Origin of the sequence: Microbulbifer halophilus (assembly GCF_026183675.1) — a bacterium.
Classification (GTDB): domain Bacteria; phylum Pseudomonadota; class Gammaproteobacteria; order Pseudomonadales; family Cellvibrionaceae; genus Microbulbifer; species Microbulbifer halophilus.
In genome coordinates this window covers 1-21,269 of sequence record NZ_JAPIVK010000018.1, presented here as the reverse complement: position 1 = coordinate 21,269, position 21,269 = coordinate 1, and the positions used below count along the sequence as shown (strand labels likewise).

Here is a 21,269-nt window from a genome sequence, read left to right as displayed (position 1 = left end):
ATATGGCCTAATGGTGGCGAATCTCATCAGGTAAAACGGACCCGGCAGGCATGATCGCGGTATCTGCAGTAAAGATTTCCGTATCGCTAGTGTGGCTGATTCGCTGCACCGGCCCGCTGTCGCCTGCCTGAGATTCACTTCACCTGCAACGACAACGGCCGCGCTGGAAAGGCTGTTGTCCACTCACCCTTTTCGGCCCGGCACCGACAAGGGACTACCGTGAAGACCAAGCATTTCGCCACCCTGCCCGGCAATGGCTATTTCCTCGCCTTCGCCGCCGCGGGACTCTTCTCCATCAAGGCCATTTTCATCAAGCTCGCCTATCGCCACGGCGTGGACGTGGAAACCTTCATCCTGCTGCGCATGCTGCTGGCACTGCCCTTCTACCTGGCCATCCTGGCGCTGCTGAAACGCGGCGGTGACTGGCGGCCGGTCTCGCCGCGCCTGCTGGCGACAACCGCGGCGCTGGGATTCTGCAGTTACTACCTGGCGAGTTTTCTCGACCTGCAGGGGCTGCGTTATATCAGCGCCAACTTCGAGCGACTGATCCTCTACCTCTACCCGACCATGGTGTTGCTGCTGGGCTGGTGGTTCCTGCGCAAACCGGTGGCACCGAAACAGTTGCTGTGCATTCTCGGCGCCTACTGCGGCATTCTGCTGATCTACTGGCAGGACAGTGCCTTTGGCACCGATACGGCGGCACCGGGCTGGGTGCCCTTCCAGGCCATCACCTGGGGCGCTCTGCTGACCGCCGGCGCCGCGCTGAGCTTTGCCGTTTACGTGACTTTCAGCGAGGGTGCAATCCGGCGCCTGGGGAGCCGCCAGTTCACGGCGCTGGCGATGATGGCGGCCAGCGTGGCGATTGCCGTGCACTTTACGCTGCAGGGAAATATATCGCGGCTGGAGCAACCGCTGCCGGTATACGGCTACGCGCTGATTGTCGCCTTTGCCTGCACCGTAGTGCCGTCGCTGATGATGAGCGCGGCGATCGAGCGCATCGGGGCGGCGGCGACCGGGGCGGTGGGCACCAGCGGGCCGGTGATTACGCTCATCGCGGCGGCATGGGTATTGGGGGAGCCGTTTACGGTTTATCACCTGGTGGGAATGGCGGTGATTATCGGCAGCCTGATGTTGTTGAAGAAAGTTGGCGACGGGCAGCTCGGTAAAGTGCCCCAAGGTCGGAGTGCCGCGTCCAGCGGGGGTTGACGGTGCGGACGACAGAATTGCTTGCGGGGGAAATCCGCCCCTCTCCCCCGACCCCTCTCCCGATGGGAGAGGGGAGCCAAGCCGGAAACACCGGGGAGCAAACCAGCCTCCGAGCCTTCTCAGGCCCGATACCAGTCCCCTCTCCCACCGGGAGAGGGTTAGGGAGAGGGGCGCCGGGCCGAGCCCCCCACGCCGAAAACAAAGACAGAAACTACTGCCCCTCCTTGAGCCTGACGAGCTCGTCGCGGATTTTCGCGGCGGCCTCAAACTCAAGGTTCTTGGCGTGCTTGTACATCTGCTCTTCCAGCTCCTCGACGCGCGCCCAGCGCTGTTTGTCCGACAGGGGTTTCTCGTCGACCCTGTAGGCGCCCTTGCCCTCGGCCACCTTGCGCCGACCCTTGCCGGGCACACCGGGGGCGATGGCGCCCTCCATGATATCGGCGACGCTCTTGCGAATCCCCTTCGGCGTGATCTTGTGCTCGGTATTGAACTCCAGCTGTTTTTCGCGCCGGCGCTGGGTTTCGTCCAGGGCGCGGCGCATGGAGTCGGTGATCTTGTCCGCGTAGAGAATCGCCCTGCCCTGCAGATTGCGCGCGGCGCGGCCGATGGTCTGGATCAGGGAGCGATCGGAGCGCAGGAAGCCCTCCTTGTCGGCGTCGAAGATGGCCACCAGGGAGACCTCCGGCATATCCAGCCCCTCCCGCAGCAGGTTGATCCCCACCAGCACATCGAACTCGCCGATGCGCAGGTCGCGGATGATTTCCACCCGCTCCACCGTGTCGATATCCGAGTGCAGGTAGCGTACACGCACGCCGCTCTCGCTCAGGTATTCGGTCAGGTCTTCCGCCATACGCTTGGTCAGCACGGTGATCAGTACGCGCTGATCCTCCTTCACGCAGCGATGGATTTCCGACAGGGCATCGTCCACCTGGGTCGACGCCGGGCGCACTTCCACCTCCGGATCCACCAGCCCGGTGGGACGCACCACCTGCTCCACCACCTGGCCGGCGTGCTCTTTCTCGTAGGGGCCCGGTGTTGCAGAGACGAAAATGGTCTGCGGCGCCAACTGCTCCCACTCCTCGAATTTGAGCGGGCGGTTGTCCAGTGCCGACGGCAGGCGGAAACCATACTCCACCAGCGTCTCCTTGCGGGAGCGGTCGCCGCGGTACATGCCGCCGACCTGCGGCACGGTCACATGGCTCTCGTCGATGAACAGCATGGCATCGTCGGGCAGATAGTCGAACAGCGTGGGCGGCGGCTGGCCGACGCCGCGGCCGGACAGGTAGCGGGAATAGTTCTCCACGCCGTTGCAGTAACCCAGCTCCTGCAGCATTTCCAGGTCGTAGCGGGTGCGCTGCTCCAGTCGCTGGGCTTCCAGCAGCTTGCCGTTCTCGCGCATCTGCTCCAGGCGCTCGCGCAGTTCCTCCTTGATCTGGTCGATGGCGCTGACGATGGTGTCCCGCGGCGTCACATAGTGGGACTTGGGGAAGATGGTGACCCGCGGCACCTTCTGGATCTGCTCACCGGTGAGCGGATCGAACAGGGTGATCTCCTCGATTTCCTCGTCGAACAGGGACAGGCGCACCGCCTCCATATCCGAGTCCGCCGGGTAGATATCGATGATATCGCCGCGCACCCGGTAGGTGGCGCGGCGGAAATCGGTGTCGTTGCGGGTGTACTGCAGTTCGGCCAGGCGGCGCAGTATGGTGCGCTGATCCACCAGGTCGCCGCGATCCAGGTGCAGCACCATCTTCAGGTACTTGTCCGGGTCGCCCAGGCCGTAGATGGCGGAGACGGTTGCCACCACGATCACATCGCGGCGCTCGATCAACGCCTTGGTGGCCGACAGCCGCATCTGCTCGATATGCTCGTTGACCGAGGCATCCTTCTCGATAAAGGTGTCGGAGGACGGCACGTAGGCTTCCGGCTGGTAGTAGTCGTAGTAGGAGACGAAATACTCGACCGCGTTCCTGGGGAAGAACTCCTTGAACTCCCCGTACAACTGCGCCGCCAGGGTCTTGTTGTGGGCCATCACGATCGCCGGGCGCTGTACCTGCTCGACGATATTGGCCATGGTGAAGGTCTTGCCCGAGCCGGTGACCCCCAGCAGCGTCTGGTGGCTGAGGCCGTCCCCCACCCCCTCGACCAGCGCCTCTATCGCCTTGGGCTGATCGCCCGCCGGCTCGTATTTGCTCACCACCTGAAAAGGACGCGACTCCATAGAACCTTACCGCCACCGCTGTCGTTAAAAAGCAATCAGCGATTGTAGGACCTCGCCGCCAAAGCCACAAACATCGACTGGCTCCTAAAGAATGCCGCGCCAGTCACATTTCCTGCCGACTTTTTGCACAAACCAACCAGAAAAATAAATGCCTGACAAATCAATCAGTTAAAGTGCAAAAAAGGGGTTGACCCGCCGGGGGGCGCTCTATACTATACGCGCCATCTGAACGACACGGCACACACCGGGTCGGCCGGAACACAGATATTCCGCCTTAGCTCAGTTGGTAGAGCAATTGACTGTTAATCAATGGGTCGCTGGTTCGAGCCCAGCAGGCGGAGCCAAATACGAAAAGCCCCCAAGCGCAAGCTTGGGGGCTTTTTCGTTCTGGGTCATACATTTTCAGTGAGATTCAGAAGCTGTCGTGCGAGCGATAATACTGTTCGGCTCAAGTCGTGATGCCGATGCAAAGGCCCTGCTGCCAGGCGCACCCGGCAGCAGGGTCGCCCCCGTGTCCCTCGGGCCCCGAGCTACAAACCTCCTAACGCTCCGCCCCCGAGTCAGTGGGCAGGCGCAACCGCTCCACCTGGCCGGTGGGGCGCGCCGGGCGCTGGTCGCGGCGGTGGGACCAGACCACATCCACCAGGCTCTGCCTGGGGGCGTAATCCTTGACCGCCTCCAGCAGGATTTCGTGTACCCGCTCGCAATCGAGGCTGCCGCAGGCATCGCGCAGACTGCCGACAAGCAGTTGCAACTGCTCGCTGGCAAGCCTCTCCTCTTCCGCCCGCATGATCATCGGGTGGTCGGTGCCGGCGACGCTATCGCCGAGCAACAGCTCTTCATAGAGTTTCTCGCCGGGGCGCAGGCCGGTAATCTGGATCTCGATATCCCCGTCCGGATTGCCCTCGTCCCGCACCGTGTGCCCCATGATCTGGATCAGGCGGCGGGCCAGGTCGTAGATGCGTACCGGCTCGCCCATATCCAGCACGAACACCTCGCCGTTGCGCCCCATGCTGCCGGCCTGCAGGACCAACTGCGCGGCTTCCGGAATGGTCATGAAGTAACGGGTAACCTTGGGGTGCGTCACGGTAACCGGGCCGCCGGCGTTGATCTGGTCGGAAAACAGCGGGATCACCGACCCGGACGAACCGAGCACATTGCCGAACCGCACCATACAGATCCGGGTGCGCGCAAAGCGGCGCCCGAAATCCTGGCAGACCAGCTCCGCGAAGCGCTTGGTGGCCCCCATGACATTGGTCGGCCGCACCGCCTTGTCGGTGGAAATCAACACGAACTGCTCCACACCAAAGGCCTCGGCCGCCTCCAGTACAGACAGGGTACCGAGGATATTGTTGTCGGCGCCGAGTACCACATTCTGCTCCACCAGCGGTACATGCTTGTAGGCCGCCGCGTGGTAGATGGTGTGCACGGCGAAACTCTCGATGATCTCCGCCATGCGCGCGCGGTCGCGCACGTCCCCCAGCAGCGGGGTTACCTGCAGCTCCAGGCCATCGTCCTGTCTCTGCTGGCAGAGTTCGCGCTCGATCTGGTAGAGGGCGTATTCGGAAGTCTCCACCATCACCAGGTGCGCAGGGCCCCATTGGGCGATCTGGCGACAGAGTTCCGAACCGATGGAGCCGCCGGCGCCGGTTACCAGCACCACCTTGCCGCTGATGGATTCGGCGATCAGGGTTTTGTCGGGCTCCACCGGGGCGCGGCCGAGAATATTTTCATAGATCTGCGCCACGTCGGAGACGCGCCCCGCCCCGTCGACCAGTTCTTCCACGCCGGGAATAACCTTGACTACCAGGCCGCTGTCCCGCAAACCGCGGGTAATTTCTCGGCGCCGGCGCTTCGGCACGCCGGGCATCGCCAGCAGGATTTCGGAGATATCCCGCTCGGCCACCACATCGAGAATATTGGCCGGGTTATAGACCAGCACGCCATCGATCAGGGTGTTCTGCTTGGAGGCGTTGTCGTCGAAAAAAGCCACCGGTTTGTAGAGTTCGCCGTGCACCAGCGCCTTGTACATCTGCAGGCCGGCAGTGCCGGCGCCATAGATGGCGACGCGGGATTTGTGGATTTCCATCGCCATCTGGTAGTAAACGCGCACCAGCCAGCGCGAGCCGCCCACGGCGATCAGGGCAAAACACCAGTAGATCACCGGCACCGAACGCGGCACGCCGGCGTAAGTCAGGTAGGAGGCAACCGCAAGCACCACCGCCGAGGCCGTCACCCCCTGCAATACGGCCACCAGGGCCTGCTGGCCCATATAGCGGATGACCGTCCTGTAGAGCCCCAGTCTCATGAAGATAAAACTGCTGGATCCCAGGGTGAGCCCCAGGCAGATCAGCATCGCCGGCTCCAGCGCCGGCGACAGCTCACTGATCCGGATCGTCATGGCCACCATAAAAGCGGCGGCCAGCATCAAGAGGTCGTACAGCAACATCAATGCCGGTTTGTAGTTTTTCTGTATTGTCCGCGAGATGCGATTCACATATCCCCCAAATCCCTCAGGATGCCCATCATTTCAACCGTGAGCATCACAGCCGTTCAGGCCAATCCGGATATTACCATTACCCATGCCAATAACGACGTTGCCAGTATGGCCGAAAGTTCCCAATAGAGTGTTTTTTTTACGCCGATGCGCATGGCGCTGCGCTGATAAAAGTGCTCGCGATGCGCCTCCCACCAGCGCTTGCCACCCAGCATACGGCGCGACAGGGTCAGCGACGCATCCAGCCAGAAAGGTGCGAAGACGACAATCGGCACCAGCAGCCCGAAGGCCCCCCGCTGCCAGCCGTGGAGACCGATGGCCACAGCGGCCAGCCCCAGTGAGGTGGACCCGGCATCGCCGAGAAAGAGATTCGCCGACGGCCAGTTGTAGCGCAGGAACACCAGCGCCCCCACCACCAGCAGGGCACAGAGACCGGCCAGGTTTTCATCGCCCCGCCAGGCCCCGATCAGCCCCAGCGTGGCAAAGCCGACCGCACTCATGCTGCCGGCCAGGCCATCCATACCGTCCATGAAGTTGTACAGATTGATCATCCACACACCGCCGAGCAGCAGTAGCGGATACCACCACCAGGCCAGGGGTTGTGGCAGCGCCCCCAGCACCAGCGCCACCGCCAGCATATGCACCGGGAAACGGATCCGGGCCGGTACATGGCGCAGATCGTCGATGGCGGAGACACCCAGCAGCAGGGCAAACCCCAGCAACAGCGAGGCCGGCGGGGCTACCGGACTGAAGATCAGGGCCACGGTACAGCCGGCCACCAGGGCCCAGCCACCGGTACGCGGCACCGGTGTATCGTGCATGGAACGATGATTGGGCAGATCCAGCGCAAAAGCTCCCATGCGCGACAGCAACATCGCCATGGTCCCGTAGCTCACCGCCGCGGCCAGCAGTATCGGAAGCGACCACTCTCCCACCAGACCTGTCACGGCGCCTCCCGCAAAAACTGACCCAATCGCTCCTGCGGACGCCAGGCCAGGGCATTGCGCAGGCGGGCGGCACTATAGAGCTCGCTCTGCTCCAACTCAAGCAGTGCGCGCGCCGGCCCAAACCGGTGCAGCGGTCTCAGAGGCGCCAACAACAGACTGGTCAACAGACTGCTGGGGCGCGTCCTCGCGCCGCTCAGCGCCGACACGATACTGGCCAGGTCGTAGTAATGGGGTTCCGCCGCGATGAACACCTGGTGCTCGCAGGGTGCTTCGGACACCAGCAGAATCGCCCGCAGCAGATCGTCCAGCGCTACAAAGCTGCGGCGACCACTGGCGGGCATCAGCGGAACCGCTCGCCCCACTGCGCACAACAGTCGACGCCAGCGCTGTACACGGCCGGCGGGGGGAACAGCGCTGTCACTGCGACCGTAGACCGATGCCGGGCGAATGACATTGACCCGGCAGCGCGATTCCTCCGCCAGCAGCTGCCGCTCTCCCAGCCATTTGCTGCGACCGTAACAATCCTCGGCCGGGGCGCCGGTCACCTCGTCGGCAACGACCCCGCGCGGCGGACACAGCGCCTTGACGCTGGACAAGTAGACGAAAGATTCGGCACCGGCGGCATCGGCGTTTCGCAGCAGTGCCAGCGGGCAGTCGCTGTTGAGCCAGTGCGCCAGTTCCGGCTGGCGCTCGCAGTCGATGCGGTCGGCGAGACCCGCGGCGTAGACAACCCGGTCGCCGGGCCGGAAAAGGCGGGAAAAATCACTATTGGCACACAGCGTCAGGGGGAAGTGGTCACAGTTTTCCGGACCACAGGGCGAACGCGATACCGACAGCACCCGGTGGCCATCCCGTTGCAGGCGACGGCACAGGGCCTCGCCAATAAATCCAGTGCCGCCTATTACAACCCAACGCGCCATCTTCTTTGTTTTGCTCAAAATTCAGTCAGTTCGATTATTGTAATTTTCGCTTCGGGGTCACTTTTACATCCCATACTACCTTACCAACCAACCCGGCCACTTTGGCCGCGATCTGATTACGTGTTATTACGTCCGGTCCGGATTTCAGCGAGAATATCATTCAGGGCCTTCATCGGCTCCCCGGCGGCGGTGATCGGGCGCCCGATCACCAGGTAGTCGGCTCCCCACTCCAGCGCCTGGGCCGGCGTCACTATGCGGCGCTGGTCATCGGTCGCGGCCCCTGCGGGCCGGATACCCGGGGTTACCAGGGAAAAACCCGCACCACACTGGCGACGCAGTATCGGTGCCTCGCGCGCGGAGCAGACCACCCCGTCCAGGCCGCAGTCCTTTACCTGGCCGGCCAGGAAAGCGACCTGCTCTTCCAGGGAGCGACTCACGCCGGTGGCCGCCAGTTCTTCCGGCGCGGTACTGGTGAGTACCGTCACGCCGATCAGCAGCGGCCTGTCGTCGCCGTAGGGCTGCAGGGCCCGCGCCGCCGCCTCCATCATCCGCGCGCCGCCACTGGCGTGTACGTTGACCATCCACACACCCAGCCCGGCGGCCGCCGCGACGGCCCTGGCCACGGTATTGGGGATATCGTGGAATTTGAGATCGAGAAACACCTCGAATCCCCGCGCCACCAGCGCCCGGACCAGCTCCGGTCCCGCGGCGGTAAACAGTTCCTTGCCCACCTTGACCCGGCACAGAGCGGGATCCAACTGGTCGGCCATCGCCAGCGCGGCGTCGGTGTTGTCGTAGTCCAGGGCGACGATAATCGGGGAAGAAATCTCGGTTTGCAAAAGGATACCTCTCTACTGGTGCGGGGCCGCCACGGATGGCGGCCATGGAGGGAGCGCACGAAGCGGTTGCCCGCCGCAGCGCTCCCCCCGCATTTTGGTCGATTATTTATTGATCACTGGCCAGCCGCGCTTCTCACTCTCCCTCCACGCCCTTGACCGAGCGAACGGAGTCCCAGTGCTTGCAGCTGGGGCAGAGCCAGTGGAGCTGGTTGCCGGAGAAACCGCAGTTGCCGCAGCGGTAGTGGGGGCGGCTGGCGATCAACTGGTCGATCAGGGTCTTCAGCAGCGACAGGTTTTCCCGCGCGCGCCCCTGGGTGCTATCGATGTGCAGGTCGATGAAGTGCCCCAGGCCGCGCAGCGACGGGCGCAACGCCAGCTGCTTGCCCATGAAGGCGGCCGCGGCCGCCTCGCTCTGCTGCTGGTGGATGCGTTCTGTAAGCGCGATCAGCACGCTGTTGGACGGGTGTTCCCGCAGCAGTAACTCCAGATACCGGTCCAGCCCCTTTTCGTCGCCGATCGCTTCGTGGCAGGTGATCAGCAGCTCCAGGGTCTCGGGGATATAGTCCGGGCTCTGCTTGGGAATACGCTGCAGTACCTTGATGGCTTCCCGTGGCCGGTTGAGCAGGTGCTCGAGCCGCCCCCAGAGCAGGTTGGCGCGCACCGAGTTGCGGTCGTAGCCCAGCGCGGCATCGATATGTTTGCGCGCACTCAGGTAGTCTTTGGAGTTGATCGCCTCTTCCGCCAGCTCGCAGCAGAAGTGCGCCTGCACCGGCGCCCACTCCACGGAGAGGCGCTTGAAGCGGCGGCCGTGCAGCAGGTTGACGGCGTGAATCGCCTTGGCCCACTCGCGCTCGTCGCGGTAGACCTCCACCAGGTGCTCGAGACTGGTGTTGCGCAAGTCGGACGATGTCTCCACCAGTTCCTGCAGTAGCCGCTCGGCCCGGTCCAGCCAGCCCGCGGCAATATAGTCCCGCGCCAGCTCCAACTGGGCCCGCTGTTGGCTGGCGCGGGCCAGACTGGGGCGCGCGAGCAGATTCTGGTGCACGCGGATTGCCTGGTCGTGTTCACCGCGCTTGCGCAGCTGGTTGCCGAGCGCCAGGTGCGTATCGAAGGTGGCGCTGCTGACCTCCAGCGCATCGATGAATTTGTCGATGGCGTCGTCGTGACGCTCGTTCAACAGGTAGTTGAGCCCCTGGGCATAGGACTGCGCCAGCGTCTGCTGCTGGTGGTCGTTACGATTTGCTTTTTTCCGGACGCTCCTGCGCCCCAGCAACCAGCCGATGGCGATGGCCGCGAGCAGAAAAAAGAAAAAGGTTAGATCGGCCATTGCTAGTCCGCGGACACCTGTCGACGCACTGTGTACAGTTCCCGTTCAAGCCGCTGCAATTGTCGCTCCAGCCCGCGCGCTCGCCGGCGCTCCGCGTAGAACGGCAGCAGGCTGACGATAAAGCCGATCAGTAACCCCACCAACAGGGCCCCGATCAGCCAGAAACCGACACTGCCGGGAGGCATTGCATGGCCGGCGAAGTTGGGCGCGATGGTATCGGGGTTGTCGACGGCAAAATAAACGCCGACAGCAATACAGAGCAATGCCAGCAGCCCGTAGAAGAGACGCAATAACCAGCGCAAGAATGACAAGGGAACCTCCGCGTTCCGGAAGGAAATTAAATCGGCAACTCGAACGGAGCCACAAAGCGGGGCGCCGACTGTCGGAGCGCCGACCGTCGGGACGCCGACCGAATAATCATACTTCGGTCGCTGTGTCTTTGTGCATGCGGCGGTTGACTCTGTCGCGCAGCTCCTTGCCCGGCTTGAAATGGGGCACGTATTTGCCCGCCAGCTCTACTGCATCCCCGGTCTTGGGGTTTCGCCCGGTGCGCGGTGCGCGGTAGTGGAGGGAAAAACTGCCGAATCCGCGGATTTCGATGCGCTCCCCCCGGGACAGCACATCCGACATGGAATCCAACATTACCTTCACCGCCAGCTCCACATCTTTGACTGGCAGCTGGTCCAACCTCAACGCAATCCTTTCGATCAGTTCGGACTTGGTCATGCGTCCCCGCATTCTTCTGTAAGTTATTGATTTGCAATCATCTAATAGAAAGCCGGACTGGGCAACCCCAGTCCGGCTCTCGTATTGCCCTGAACAATCAGTTCAGGACGATCAACAACCAGAAGTTATCACTCCTTGTTGTTCATCTGTGCCTTGATCAGGTCGCCGATAGTCGCCGGCTGAACCTGTTCGGCCTGCTTCTTGCCGTGCTCCTTGACCGCCTGCTTCTCGTCGTCCTGGTCCTTGGCCTTGATGGACAGGCTGATCACGCGGTTCTTGCGATCCACGCTGGTGATCTTGGTTTCGATTTCCTCACCTTCTTTCAGCACGTTGCGGGCGTCTTCCACCTTGTCGCGGCTGATTTCGGAGGCGCGCAGTACGCCTTCGACTTCATCCGCCAGGGTGATGACCGCCTGCTTGGCGTCGACTTCCTTGATGGTGCCCTTGACGATGGTGCCGCGATCGTTGGCAGTCACGTAGTCATTGAACGGATCGGACTCCAGCTGCTTGATACCCAGGGAGATACGCTCGCGCTCGGAGTCGATGCCCAGGATAACGGTCTCGATCTCGTCGCCCTTCTTGAACTTGCGCACGGCTTCTTCGCCGGACTCGTTCCAGGAGATATCGGACAGGTGTACCAGGCCGTCGATGCTGCCGTCCAGGCCAATGAAGATACCGAAGTCGGTGATGGACTTGATCTTGCCGGAGATCCTGTCGCCCTTGGCGTATTTGCGCGCGAAGGCATCCCACGGATTCTCCTGGCACTGCTTGATGCCCAGGGAGATACGGCGGCGCTCTTCGTCGATGTCCAGGATCATCACCTCGATCTCGTCGCCCACCTGGACAACCTTGGACGGGTGGATGTTCTTGTTGGTCCAGTCCATTTCGGAAACGTGCACCAGACCCTCGACGCCCTCTTCCAGCTCGGCGAAGCAGCCGTAGTCGGTGAGGTTGGTGACAGTCGCCTTCACGCGGCTGTTTTCCGGGTAGCGGGACTTGATGGACACCCACGGATCTTCGCCCAGCTGCTTCAGGCCCAGGGAGACGCGCTGGCGCTCGCGGTCGAACTTCAGCACCTTGACATCGATCTCGTCGCCGACGTTGACGATCTCGCTCGGGTGCTTGATGCGCTTCCAGGCCATGTCGGTGATGTGCAGCAGGCCGTCGATACCGCCCAGGTCCACGAAGGCACCGTAGTCGGTCAGGTTCTTGACGATACCCTTGATGGTCATGCCTTCCTGCAGGCTGGCCAGCAGTGCTTCGCGCTCTTCGGAAGTCGCCGCTTCCATCACCGCGCGGCGGGAAACCACCACGTTGTTGCGCTTGGCGTCCAGCTTGATGACCTTGAATTCGAGTTCTTTGCCTTCCAGGTGTGCGGTGTCGCGCACCGGGCGTACGTCTACCAGGGAGCCCGGCAGGAATGCGCGGATATTGGCAACGTCGACAGTAAAGCCACCTTTGACCTTGCCGCTGATAACCCCCTTGACCACTTCGTCGGCAGCGTGGGCCGCGTCGAGGATCTTCCAGGCTTCTGCGCGCTTGGCCTTCTCGCGGGACAGACGGGTTTCACCGAAACCGTCTTCTACAGCTTCCAGTGCAACCTGTACTTCGTCGCCCGGCTGCAGGGTCACTTCGCCGTTTTCGTCGGCGAACTGGGAAGCGGGGATAACGCCTTCGGACTTGAGGCCCGCGTGTACGGTCACCCAGTCTTTGTCCACGTCGATTACCACACCGGTCACGATGGATCCGGGGGCCATTTCTACGCTTTTCAGGCTCTCTTCAAATAGTTCAGCAAAGCTCTCGCTCATTACATTACCTATATAGTCGGACCCGACCGATGATGACTAATGAATTCAGTCAACCGCCAGTCGCAGTCCCTCCGCGCTGCCAGCACGCGGGTCGGATTACAACAACGGCCGGGCGATTCTGGCTGATCCCGGCCGCTGTCGTTAGAAACTGATTGTAGTGTCTGTACCGCCTTCAGGCGCCCCGAATCTCGATCCGGTCGCGCACCAGCCGCAGTACCCGCTGCAGGACACCGTCGATATCCACCCCGGTGCTGTCGAGCTCGACTGCGTCTTCGGCGGGAGCCAGGGGGGAGGTTTCGCGGTTCATATCCCGCGCGTCCCGGGCGCGGATGTCCTCCAGCAGGTCGCGGAGGCTAACAGAAACCCCCTTGCCCCGCAACTGCTCAAAACGCCGCCGGGCGCGCTCTTCGGCGCTGGCGGTCAGGAAGATTTTGACCGGCGCGTCGGGGAATACCGTGGTGCCCATATCGCGCCCGTCGGCGACCAGGCCCGGGGCCCGCCGGAAGTCCCGCTGGCACTCCAGCAGTGCCGCGCGCACACCGGGCATGGCGGCCACTTTCGAGGCGGCCATGCTCACCCGTTCCATGCGGATATCCCGCGTCACATCCCGCCCTTCCAACAGCGCCGCCACTTCGCCGTCGCGCAGCTCGAAGCGGATATCCAGGTTGCCGGCGATCTCGGTCAGGGTCGCTTCGTCGGTCAGGTCCGCATCTCGGTCCAGCGCCGCCAGCGCCGTCAGGCGGTAGAGGGCGCCGGAGTCCAGCAGGGAGTAGCCCAGTTGTTCCGCCAGCAGTTTGGCGATGGTGCCCTTGCCGGAGCCGCTGGGGCCGTCGATGGCGATGACGGGAGCTCGATGTTGTGTATCAGTCATATTGGGAGTATTGGGTTCTGTCCCGGCACGTATCAGTTCCCTCTCCCCGGGGAGAGGGTCAGGGAGAGGGGGGTGCCGTTCGATGCCCTCTCCCCCGGCCCCTCTCCCGGTGGGAGAGGGGAGCTTTGTAGCGGCAACGGGGATTAACCCGCCCCCGGAGCCCGCTTCAGCCACTGAACCGTCCCTTCTCCCTCCGGGAGAGGGGAGCACTTCGCTCAGACCTCTTGCAGCTTCAGGCCCGCCCGGTTCGCCAGCTCGGCGAAGTTCGGGAAGGACGTGGCCACATTGGCGCAGTGCAGTATACGGATTGTATCCCGGGCGCGCAGGGATGCCACGGCGAAGGCCATGGCGATGCGGTGGTCGCCGAGGCTGTCGACGGTGCCGCCACCAAAGGCCGGGCCCTCGCCGGCGCCGCGGATCACGATACCGTCCGGGGTGGGCTCCGCGTCGACGCCCAGCACTTCCAGGCCATCGGCCATGGCCCGGATGCGGTCGCTCTCCTTGACCCGCAGCTCTTCGGCGCCGGTCAGCACCGTCTCGCCCTCCGCACAGGCGGCGGCGACAAACAGCGCCGGGAACTCGTCGATGGCCAGCGGCACCTGCTCCTCGGGGATACGGATACCTTTCAGTGGCGCGTGGCGCACGCGGATATCCGCCACCGGTTCGCCGCCGACCTCGCGGCGATTCAGCAGCTCGATATCGGCGCCCATCAGGCGCAGGATATTGATTGCACCGTCCCGGGTCGGGTTGACACCCACATGCTCCAGCAACAGGTCGGAGCCCGGGGCGATGGCCGCGGCCACCATAAAGAAGGTAGCGGAAGAGATATCCGCGGGCACGTCGATCCTGCCGCCGGCCAACCTGCCACCACCGCACAGGGTCGCGCGGGCGCCATCGCGCTGCACTTCGTAGCCGAAGCCGGTGAGCATACGCTCGGTGTGGTCGCGGGTCGGCGCCGGTTCGGTGCTACTGGTCTCGCCGTCAGCGTAGAGGCCAGCCAGCAGCACACAGGATTTCACTTGGGCACTGGCCATCGGCAGTTTGTAATCGATGCCGTGCAGCCTGGCACCGCCCTTGATCATCAGTGGCGGACGCCCTTCCGGCCCGGTCTCGATTTCCGCACCCATTTCCCGCAGCGGATCGGCGACACGGTTCATGGGTCGCTTGGACAGGGACTCGTCCCCGGTCAGGGTCACATCGAACGCCTGGCCGGCGAGCAGGCCTGCAAACAGGCGCATGGCGGTGCCGGAATTGCCGACGTACAGCGGTCCCGGCGGCGCCTGCAGACCGTGCAGGCCGACGCCGTGCACGGTCACGCGGCCGTCCACCGGCCCCTCGATCACAACTCCCATATCGCGGAACGCCTGCAGCGTCGCCAGGGCATCCTCTCCCTGGAGAAAGCCCTCGATCTCGGTCACGCCCTCGGCCAGCGAGCCCAGCATGATGGAGCGGTGGGACATGGATTTGTCGCCGGGCACCCGCAGCTCGCCGCTGACGCTTTCCCCCGGTTGCGCGATAAAAGTAACTTCCTGTGCTTGCATAGGCTCTGTATACGCTTTCTTGGCCAACATTTTTGTAAAGTGATCCCGCGCCGCCTTGGCCCGGGTAAAGACCCCCATCAGCCGGTCGCTGTCACCGGTGGCAATGGCCGCGCGCAGCGAATCCAGGTTGGCGCTGTAGAGATCGATCGACTTGAGGATGGCATCGCGGTTCGCCAGCATGATATCCCGCCACATCACCGGGTCGCTGGAAGCGATACGGGTGAAGTCGCGGAAGCCGCCGGCGGCGTAGCGGAATATATTTTCGTTCTCGGCATCGTGTGCCAGGGTGTCCACCAGTCCGAAGGCGATCACATGGGGCAGGTGGCTGGTGGCGGCCAGCACTTCGTCGTGCTCGCGCACCGGCATGTTCAGCACTTCCGCGCCAGTGGCCTGCCACATCTGTACCACACGCTGCAGGTGCCCTGCATCGGTATCCTCCACCGGGGTTACGATAATCCGGTGGGCGATATAGAGATCGTCCCGCGCCGCGGTCACGCCGCTTTTTTCCGAGCCGGCAATCGGGTGGCCCGGCACCAGGAACTCCGGCACCCTGCCCCAGACCTTTTCCGCCGCGGCGATCACGCTGCCCTTGACGCTGGCGCCATCGGTAACGGTCACGCCGGCGGGCAGCTTATCGCGAAGATCGGCAAACACCTGCTCCACCGCCAGCGTGGGCACGGCGACAAAGATCACATCGCCACTTTCCAGCTCCGGCAACACTTCGCCCAGCCCGGTAACAGCGCGATCGACAATGCCCAGCGCCACCGCCTGCTCACAGGTCTTCTGTCGGCGCGCGACGCCGATCACTTCGCGGCAGGCGCCGGCGGCCCTGAGCGCCAGCGCCAGGCTGCCGCCGATCAGGCCAATGCCGATCACCACCAGGCGGCCGATGGAAGGTTGCGCCTCCGTCGTTTCGACCATCAGAGCACCCCGCGCGGGTAGGAGCCCAGCACTTTCATGTCCGCAGCACCGGCACCCACTTCGTTCAGTGCCTCGGCGACTTCCGGCGTGTCCCGGTGGCCCCGGAAGTCGATAAAGAACACATAGGTCCAGTTGCCCGACTGGGACGGGCGCGTTTCCACGCGGGTCAGGTCCACACCGTGGCGGCGGAAGGGCTCCAACAGGTCGTGCAGGGCGCCCGGCTCGTTGCGCATGGACACCATCAGCGAGGTCTTGTCGTCGCCGCTGGCGGGCACGGCCCGGTCGCCGATAATCAGGAAGCGGGTGGAGTTGTCCGGGCGATCCTCGATCTTCTCCGCCAGCATTTTCAGGCCGTAGAGGTCCGCGGCCATATCGCCGGCGATGGCCGCCGCATTCCACTCGCCCTTGACCCGCTTGGCCGCCTCGGCGTTGCTGGCCACCGCCACCCGCTCCACATTCGGGTAGTGGGAGTCCAGCCACTTGCGGCACTGGGCCAGGCTCTGGGCGTGGGAATAGATACGCGTGATGGAATCGGCGCGGGTGATATCCGAGATCATCAGGTGGTGGTGAATCCGCAGCTCCACTTCGCCGCAGATCTGCAGGTTGGAGTGTATGAAATTGTCCAGGGTGTGATTGATCACGCCCTCGGTGGAATTCTCCACCGGCACCACACCGTAGTTGGCCGCACCGGCCTCCACTTCGCGAAACACCTCGTCGATGGCGGCCAGCGGGCGGCTCTGCGCCGAGTTGCCGAAATGCTTCAGCGCCGCCTGCTGGGTGAAGGTGCCCTCCGGGCCCAGGTAGGCGACTTTCACCGGCTCTTCCAGGGCCAGGCAGGCGGACATGATCTCGCGGAACAGCCGCGCCATTTCCTCGTCGGTCAGCGGGCCCCGGTTGCGGTCCATGGCGCGGCGCAATACCTGCGCCTCGCGCTCCGGGCGGTAGTAGAGGGCGTCCTCGCCGGTGGCTTTTTTCACTTCCGCCACCTTCAGGGCGCACTCGGCGCGCTCGCTGATCAGGCGGGCAATGGTCCCATCGATCTCGTCGATGCGGTCGCGCAGCGACAGCAGTTGTGGATCGCTGCCTTTGGTTTCTTTACTCATCCGTTTTTCCATTCGGTCCGGTATACGTTGTAGGAACCTGCTCGCAGGCTCCTACAGTCACAGGATCAGATCCCGTGTTGATGTTCAGCCGTTGCGTGCTTCAAAGTCGGCCATAAAGTCCACCAGCGCCTCTACGGCCTCCACGGGCACGGCATTGTAGAGCGATGCGCGCATACCACCCACGGAGCGGTGGCCCGGCAGGTTCAGCAGCCCGGCTGCCTCGCTCTCGCGCAGGAACTGCTTGTCCAGGCGCGCGTCCGCCAGCACAAACGGGATATTCATACGCGAACGGCTGTCCCGGGCCACCGGATTGGAGTAAAAATCGCTGCGGTCGATAAAGTCGTACAGCAGCTGCGATTTGCGCCGGCTCAGCTCTGCCATCGCCTCGACACCGCCCTGCTCTTTCAGCCACTGGAACACCAGACCGGAGAGATACCAGGCGAAGGTCGGGGGCGTATTGTCCATGGAGCCGGCGTCGGCGGCGATCTTCCAGTGCAGGCTGCGGGGAATATCCGGCAGGGCACGCTCCAGCAGATCCTCACGCACTATGGCCACGGCGATTCCGGAGGGGCCGATATTCTTCTGGGCACCGGCGAAGATCACGCCGAACTTTTCCACGTCCACCGGTCGCGACAGGATGCTCGAGGACATGTCCGCCACCAGCGGGCAGCTCACCTCCGGAACATAGTTGAACTCCACCCCGCCGATGGTCTCGTTGGGCACATAGTGAAAATAGGCCGCATCGGCACTCTGTTGCCAGGCATCCGGCCCCGGCGCATAGCTGAAGTTGCGGTCCTCGGCGGAGGCGACCAGGTTGACCTCGCCGTAGCGGCCGGCCTCGGCAATCGCTTTCCTGGCCCACTGGCCGGAGTGGATAATGTCGATCTTCCTGGAGCCGGCTCCCAACAGGTTCCAGGGCACGGCACTGAACTGGCCGGTGGCGCCGCCCTGCAGAAAAAGCACCTTGTAGTTGTCGGGAATGGAGAGGAGATCGCGCAGGTCCTGTTCGGCCCGCTCGGCCACCGCCACAAAATCTGCCGAGCGGTGACTCACTTCCATGACCGAGCAGCCCCGGCCGCCCCAGTCCAGCAGTTCTTCCTGGGCCCTGCGCAAAACCGCTTCCGGCAGCGCCGCCGGGCCCGAGCAGAAATTGTACTTCCTCATCGAAAATAGTCGCCTGTAGGATGGGCAAAGCGCAGCGTGCCCATCAGTGTCGGTCGATGGGCCCGCTGCGCTCTGCCCATCCTGCGAAAACTGGTTCTAGGTAACTCAAGTTTCGGGGGTTTAGTTTCGGCAGCCGGGACGGGGAGCGCCTTTCTGGGACACGGGCTAGGCGCCCCCCCGTATACATCCCTGTAGGCTTGTCCGCGAGGTCCCTCTCGCAGACAGTCCCAGAAAGGCGCTCCCCGTCCCGGCTTGTGGCATCGAAAAGCATTTCGAACCCCGAAACCTGAGTAGATAAATCGACTAAAAAGCCCGGAAATGGAAAAGGACCATCATCCCTTTGCGCGTTTTTAGGCCCGCAGTACACAAAAAAGGCCGCGAAAATCGCAGCCTTTTCTGTGAGCGGTGACGGGAATCACTCTTCCCCGCCCTCTTCCGGCTCTTCGTCTTCCGTCTCCTCGATGCGCGCCAGGCCAACCAGGTGCTCGCCCTCCTTCAGGCGGATCACCCGCACGCCCTGGGTATTGCGGCTCAGCAGGGAGACCTCGTCGACGCGGGTGCGCACCAGGGTGCCCTGGTCGGAGATCAGCATGATCTCCTCGCCCGGCAATACCTGGCAGGCCCCCACCAGCTCGCCGTTGCGCTCGCTCTCGGCCATGGCGATCACGCCCTGGGTGCCGCGGCCCTTGGTGGGGAACTCCTCGATGGCGGTGCGCTTGCCGTACCCGTGCTCGGTGGCAGTCAATACGGCACCGCCCTCCTGCGGGATCACCATGGCGATGACCTGCTTGCCCTCGGCCATGCGGATACCGCGCACACCGCGGGACACGCGGCCCATGGAGCGCACATTGCCCTCGGAGAAGCGCACGGCCTTGCCGGCGCTGGTAAACAGCATCACATCCCGCTCGCCGTCTGTTATGGCGGTGGCCACCAGGCGGTCGCCATCCTCCAGCGCGATGGCGCGCAGGCCGACGCTGCGGGGGCGTGAAAACGCCGTCAGCGGGGTCTTCTTCACGGTGCCATTGGCGGTAGCGAAGAAAATGAAGTAGTTCTCGTCGTACTCGGACACCGGCATCATGCTGCTGATGCGCTCGTCCTCCTCCAGCGGCAGCATGTTGACCATCGGCCGGCCGCGGGAGGCGCGCCCGGCGGTGGGCACTTCGTAGACCTTGAGCCAGTACACCTTGCCCTTGTTGGAAAAGCAAAGGATGGTGTCGTGGGAGTTGGCGATCAGCAGGTGCTCGACGAAGTCCTCGTCCTTCACCTGGGTGGCCGACTTGCCCATTCCGCCGCGGCGCTGGGCCTGGTAGTCCGCCAGCGGCTGGCTCTTGGCGTAGCCACCGTGGGAGATGGTCACCACCTTGTCTTCCGGGGCAATCAGGTCCTCGACTGTCAGGTCCTGGCGGGAGGCGACGATATCGGAGCGGCGCTTGTCACCGAACTCCTTGTCGAGTGTCTCCAGCTCTTCGCGGATCACCTCCATCAGGCGATCGAAGCTGCCGAGGATATGCAGGTACTCGGCGATCTGCTCCAGGCGCTCGCTGTACTCCGCCAGCAGCTTGTCGTGCTCCATGCCGGTCAGGCGGTGCAGACGCAGCTCCAGGATCGCCTGGGCCTGGGCCGGCGACAGGTAGTAGGCGCCGTCGTCGCGCAGGCCGTACTCCTCCGGCAGGTCGTCCGGGCGACAGGCGTCGGCGCCGGCGCGATCCAGGAACTGCTGCACCTCGCCCACCGGCCAGCCCTTGGCCAGCAGGGCCTCGCGGGCCTCCGCCGGCGACGGTGAGGACTTGATCAGCTCGATCACCGGGTCGATATTGGAAATGGCAATCGCCAGCCCTTCCAGGATATGGCCGCGCTCGCGCGCCTTGCGCAGCAGGTAAACCGTGCGCCGGGTGACCACTTCCTGGCGGTGGCGGACAAAATACTCGAGCAGCTGCTTCAGGTTCAGCAACTTGGGCTGGCCGTCCACCAGCGCCACCATATTGATACCGAAGACGCTCTCCAGCTGCGTCTGCGAGTAGAGGTTGTTCAGCACCACTTCGCCCAGCTCGCCGCGCTTGAGCTCGATCACCACGCGCAGGCCTTCCTTGTCGGATTCGTCGCGCAGCTCGGAGATGCCCTCGATCTTCTTTTCCTTGACCAGCTCGGCGATGCGCTCGATCAGGCGCGCCTTGTTCAGCTGATAGGGAATCTCGGTGACGATGATGGTTTCTTTGTTGGCCTTGTCATCGCGCACCACGTCCGCCTTGGCGCGCACATAGATGCGGCCGCGGCCGGTGCGGTAGGCCATCAGGATACCGGCGCGGCCGTTGATGGTGGCCCCGGTGGGGAAATCCGGCCCCGGCACATACTCCATCAGCTCGTCGATGGACAGGTCCGGGTTCTCGATCAGCGCCAGGCAGGCCTTCACCACCTCGCTCATATTGTGCGGCGGGATATTGGTGGCCATGCCCACGGCGATACCGGAGGAGCCGTTGACCAGCAGGTTGGGCACCCGCGACGGCAGCACTTCCGGCATCTGCTCGGAACCATCGTAGTTGTCGACGTAGTTGACGGTTTCCTTGTCGATATCCGACAGCAGCTCGTGGGCCAGCTTGTCCATGCGGATCTCGGTGTAACGCATGGCCGCCGGGTTGTCACCGTCGATGGAACCGAAGTTGCCCTGGCCGTCCACCAGCGTATAGCGCATGGAAAACGGCTGCGCCATGCGCACGATGGTGTCGTACACCGCCGAATCACCGTGCGGGTGATACTTACCGATTACATCACCGACGACACGAGCCGATTTCTTGTACGGCTTGTTCCAGTCGTTTTTCAGTTCATACATTGCGAAGAGCACGCGCCGGTGTACCGGCTTCAGGCCATCGCGCACATCCGGCAGCGCCCGGCCCACAATCACACTCATCGCATAGTCGAGATAGGACTGCTTGAGCTCTTCCTCGATGTTGATCGGAGAGATTTCTTTGGCTATTTCGCCCATAGCTGTACGGCGTTCCTTTTTATAACGCAGGCCTTTAGTACCCGGCCCGGATAAGCGGGCGATTCTACCATAGATTTGGGGACTGGGGACTGGGGACTGGGGACTGGGGACTGGGGACTAGGGACTGGGGACTGGGGACTGGGGACTGGGGACTGGGGACTCGGGACTCGGGACTCGGGACTCGGGACTCGGGACTCG

15 protein-coding genes and 1 tRNA gene are annotated in these 21,269 nt (G+C 63.4%); 2 read left to right on the top strand and 14 right to left on the bottom strand.

Translation table 11 applies throughout. The features are described from left to right. The first annotated feature begins 219 nt into the window (after positions 1-219). On the top strand, positions 220-1,206 hold the full coding sequence (locus tag OQE62_RS10940; protein ID WP_265722075.1) for a DMT family transporter: 987 nt from the start codon (positions 220-222) through the stop codon (positions 1,204-1,206). Between the two features lie 211 nt (positions 1,207-1,417). On the opposite strand, the gene uvrB is transcribed toward OQE62_RS10940, so the two are convergent. Next, on the bottom strand, positions 1,418-3,427 hold the full coding sequence (gene uvrB, locus OQE62_RS10935; RefSeq protein ID WP_265722074.1) for an excinuclease ABC subunit UvrB: 2,010 nt from the start codon (positions 3,425-3,427) through the stop codon (positions 1,418-1,420). Positions 3,428-3,695: 268 nt separating this feature from the next. On the opposite strand from uvrB, the gene OQE62_RS10930 reads away from it, so the two are divergent. Continuing rightward, a tRNA-Asn gene (locus tag OQE62_RS10930) sits at positions 3,696-3,771 on the top strand. 197 nt (positions 3,772-3,968) lie between these two features. Here OQE62_RS10930 and OQE62_RS10925 read toward each other — a convergent pair. The 13 genes from OQE62_RS10925 to gyrA all read right to left on the bottom strand — a co-directional run bounded on the left by OQE62_RS10925 (position 3,969) and on the right by gyrA (position 21,071). Then, positions 3,969-5,924 carry a polysaccharide biosynthesis protein gene (locus tag OQE62_RS10925; RefSeq protein WP_265722073.1) on the bottom strand — a complete coding sequence of 652 codons (1,956 nt, stop codon included), beginning with the start codon at positions 5,922-5,924 and terminating at the stop codon, positions 3,969-3,971. A gap of 56 nt (positions 5,925-5,980) precedes the next feature. Continuing rightward, a complete protein-coding gene (locus OQE62_RS10920; protein WP_265722072.1) occupies positions 5,981-6,871 on the bottom strand; it encodes an MraY family glycosyltransferase in 891 nt (296 codons plus the stop codon). Then, the gene (locus OQE62_RS10915; RefSeq protein ID WP_265722071.1) at positions 6,868-7,791 is read right to left on the bottom strand and encodes an NAD-dependent epimerase/dehydratase family protein; all 924 of its coding nucleotides are present in this window, start codon (positions 7,789-7,791) and stop codon (positions 6,868-6,870) included. Before OQE62_RS10915 ends, OQE62_RS10920 begins: the two co-directional genes overlap by 4 nt. A 116-nt stretch (positions 7,792-7,907) precedes the next feature. Further along, on the bottom strand, positions 7,908-8,630 hold the full coding sequence (gene pyrF / locus OQE62_RS10910) for an orotidine-5'-phosphate decarboxylase (protein ID WP_265722070.1): 723 nt from the start codon (positions 8,628-8,630) through the stop codon (positions 7,908-7,910). Positions 8,631-8,763: 133 nt separating this feature from the next. Next, the gene (gene lapB / locus OQE62_RS10905) at positions 8,764-9,957 is read right to left on the bottom strand and encodes a lipopolysaccharide assembly protein LapB (protein WP_265722069.1); all 1,194 of its coding nucleotides are present in this window, start codon (positions 9,955-9,957) and stop codon (positions 8,764-8,766) included. 2 nt (positions 9,958-9,959) lie between these two features. After that, on the bottom strand, positions 9,960-10,268 hold the full coding sequence (locus OQE62_RS10900) for a LapA family protein (RefSeq protein ID WP_265722068.1): 309 nt from the start codon (positions 10,266-10,268) through the stop codon (positions 9,960-9,962). A 106-nt stretch (positions 10,269-10,374) separates the two neighbouring features. Then, the gene (ihfB, locus tag OQE62_RS10895; protein WP_265722067.1) at positions 10,375-10,683 is read right to left on the bottom strand and encodes an integration host factor subunit beta; all 309 of its coding nucleotides are present in this window, start codon (positions 10,681-10,683) and stop codon (positions 10,375-10,377) included. Positions 10,684-10,811: 128 nt separating this feature from the next. Further along, positions 10,812-12,491 carry a 30S ribosomal protein S1 gene (gene rpsA / locus OQE62_RS10890; protein ID WP_265722066.1) on the bottom strand — a complete coding sequence of 560 codons (1,680 nt, stop codon included), beginning with the start codon at positions 12,489-12,491 and terminating at the stop codon, positions 10,812-10,814. 172 nt (positions 12,492-12,663) lie between these two features. After that, positions 12,664-13,362, bottom strand: coding sequence for a (d)CMP kinase (gene cmk / locus OQE62_RS10885; RefSeq protein WP_265722065.1), 699 nt, complete (start codon positions 13,360-13,362; stop codon positions 12,664-12,666). Between the two features lie 215 nt (positions 13,363-13,577). Beyond that, on the bottom strand, positions 13,578-15,824 hold the full coding sequence (locus OQE62_RS10880) for a bifunctional prephenate dehydrogenase/3-phosphoshikimate 1-carboxyvinyltransferase (RefSeq protein ID WP_265722064.1): 2,247 nt from the start codon (positions 15,822-15,824) through the stop codon (positions 13,578-13,580). Continuing rightward, the gene (gene pheA / locus OQE62_RS10875; RefSeq protein WP_377535587.1) at positions 15,824-16,939 is read right to left on the bottom strand and encodes a prephenate dehydratase; all 1,116 of its coding nucleotides are present in this window, start codon (positions 16,937-16,939) and stop codon (positions 15,824-15,826) included. Before pheA ends, OQE62_RS10880 begins: the two co-directional genes overlap by 1 nt. A 72-nt stretch (positions 16,940-17,011) precedes the next feature. Continuing rightward, positions 17,012-18,091, bottom strand: coding sequence for a 3-phosphoserine/phosphohydroxythreonine transaminase (serC, locus tag OQE62_RS10870; protein WP_265722062.1), 1,080 nt, complete (start codon positions 18,089-18,091; stop codon positions 17,012-17,014). A 415-nt stretch (positions 18,092-18,506) separates the two neighbouring features. Beyond that, complete coding sequence (gyrA, locus tag OQE62_RS10865; RefSeq protein ID WP_265722061.1) at positions 18,507-21,071, bottom strand: DNA gyrase subunit A; 2,565 nt, start codon at positions 21,069-21,071, stop codon at positions 18,507-18,509. Positions 21,072-21,269: the final 198 nt, after the last annotated feature.

Coding starts and splice junctions, on each gene's coding strand:
- lapB (WP_265722069.1), bottom strand. CDS start 9,957: ATGGCCGATCTAACCTTTTTCTTTTTTCTGCTCGCGGCCATCGCCATC.
- uvrB (WP_265722074.1), bottom strand. CDS start 3,427: ATGGAGTCGCGTCCTTTTCAGGTGGTGAGCAAATACGAGCCGGCGGGC.
- ihfB (WP_265722067.1), bottom strand. CDS start 10,683: ATGACCAAGTCCGAACTGATCGAAAGGATTGCGTTGAGGTTGGACCAG.
- cmk (WP_265722065.1), bottom strand. CDS start 13,362: ATGACTGATACACAACATCGAGCTCCCGTCATCGCCATCGACGGCCCC.
- pheA (WP_377535587.1), bottom strand. CDS start 16,939: ATGGAAAAACGGATGAGTAAAGAAACCAAAGGCAGCGATCCACAACTG.
- OQE62_RS10880 (WP_265722064.1), bottom strand. CDS start 15,824: ATGGTCGAAACGACGGAGGCGCAACCTTCCATCGGCCGCCTGGTGGTG.
- rpsA (WP_265722066.1), bottom strand. CDS start 12,491: ATGAGCGAGAGCTTTGCTGAACTATTTGAAGAGAGCCTGAAAAGCGTA.
- OQE62_RS10915 (WP_265722071.1), bottom strand. CDS start 7,791: ATGGCGCGTTGGGTTGTAATAGGCGGCACTGGATTTATTGGCGAGGCC.
- serC (WP_265722062.1), bottom strand. CDS start 18,091: ATGAGGAAGTACAATTTCTGCTCGGGCCCGGCGGCGCTGCCGGAAGCG.
- gyrA (WP_265722061.1), bottom strand. CDS start 21,071: ATGGGCGAAATAGCCAAAGAAATCTCTCCGATCAACATCGAGGAAGAG.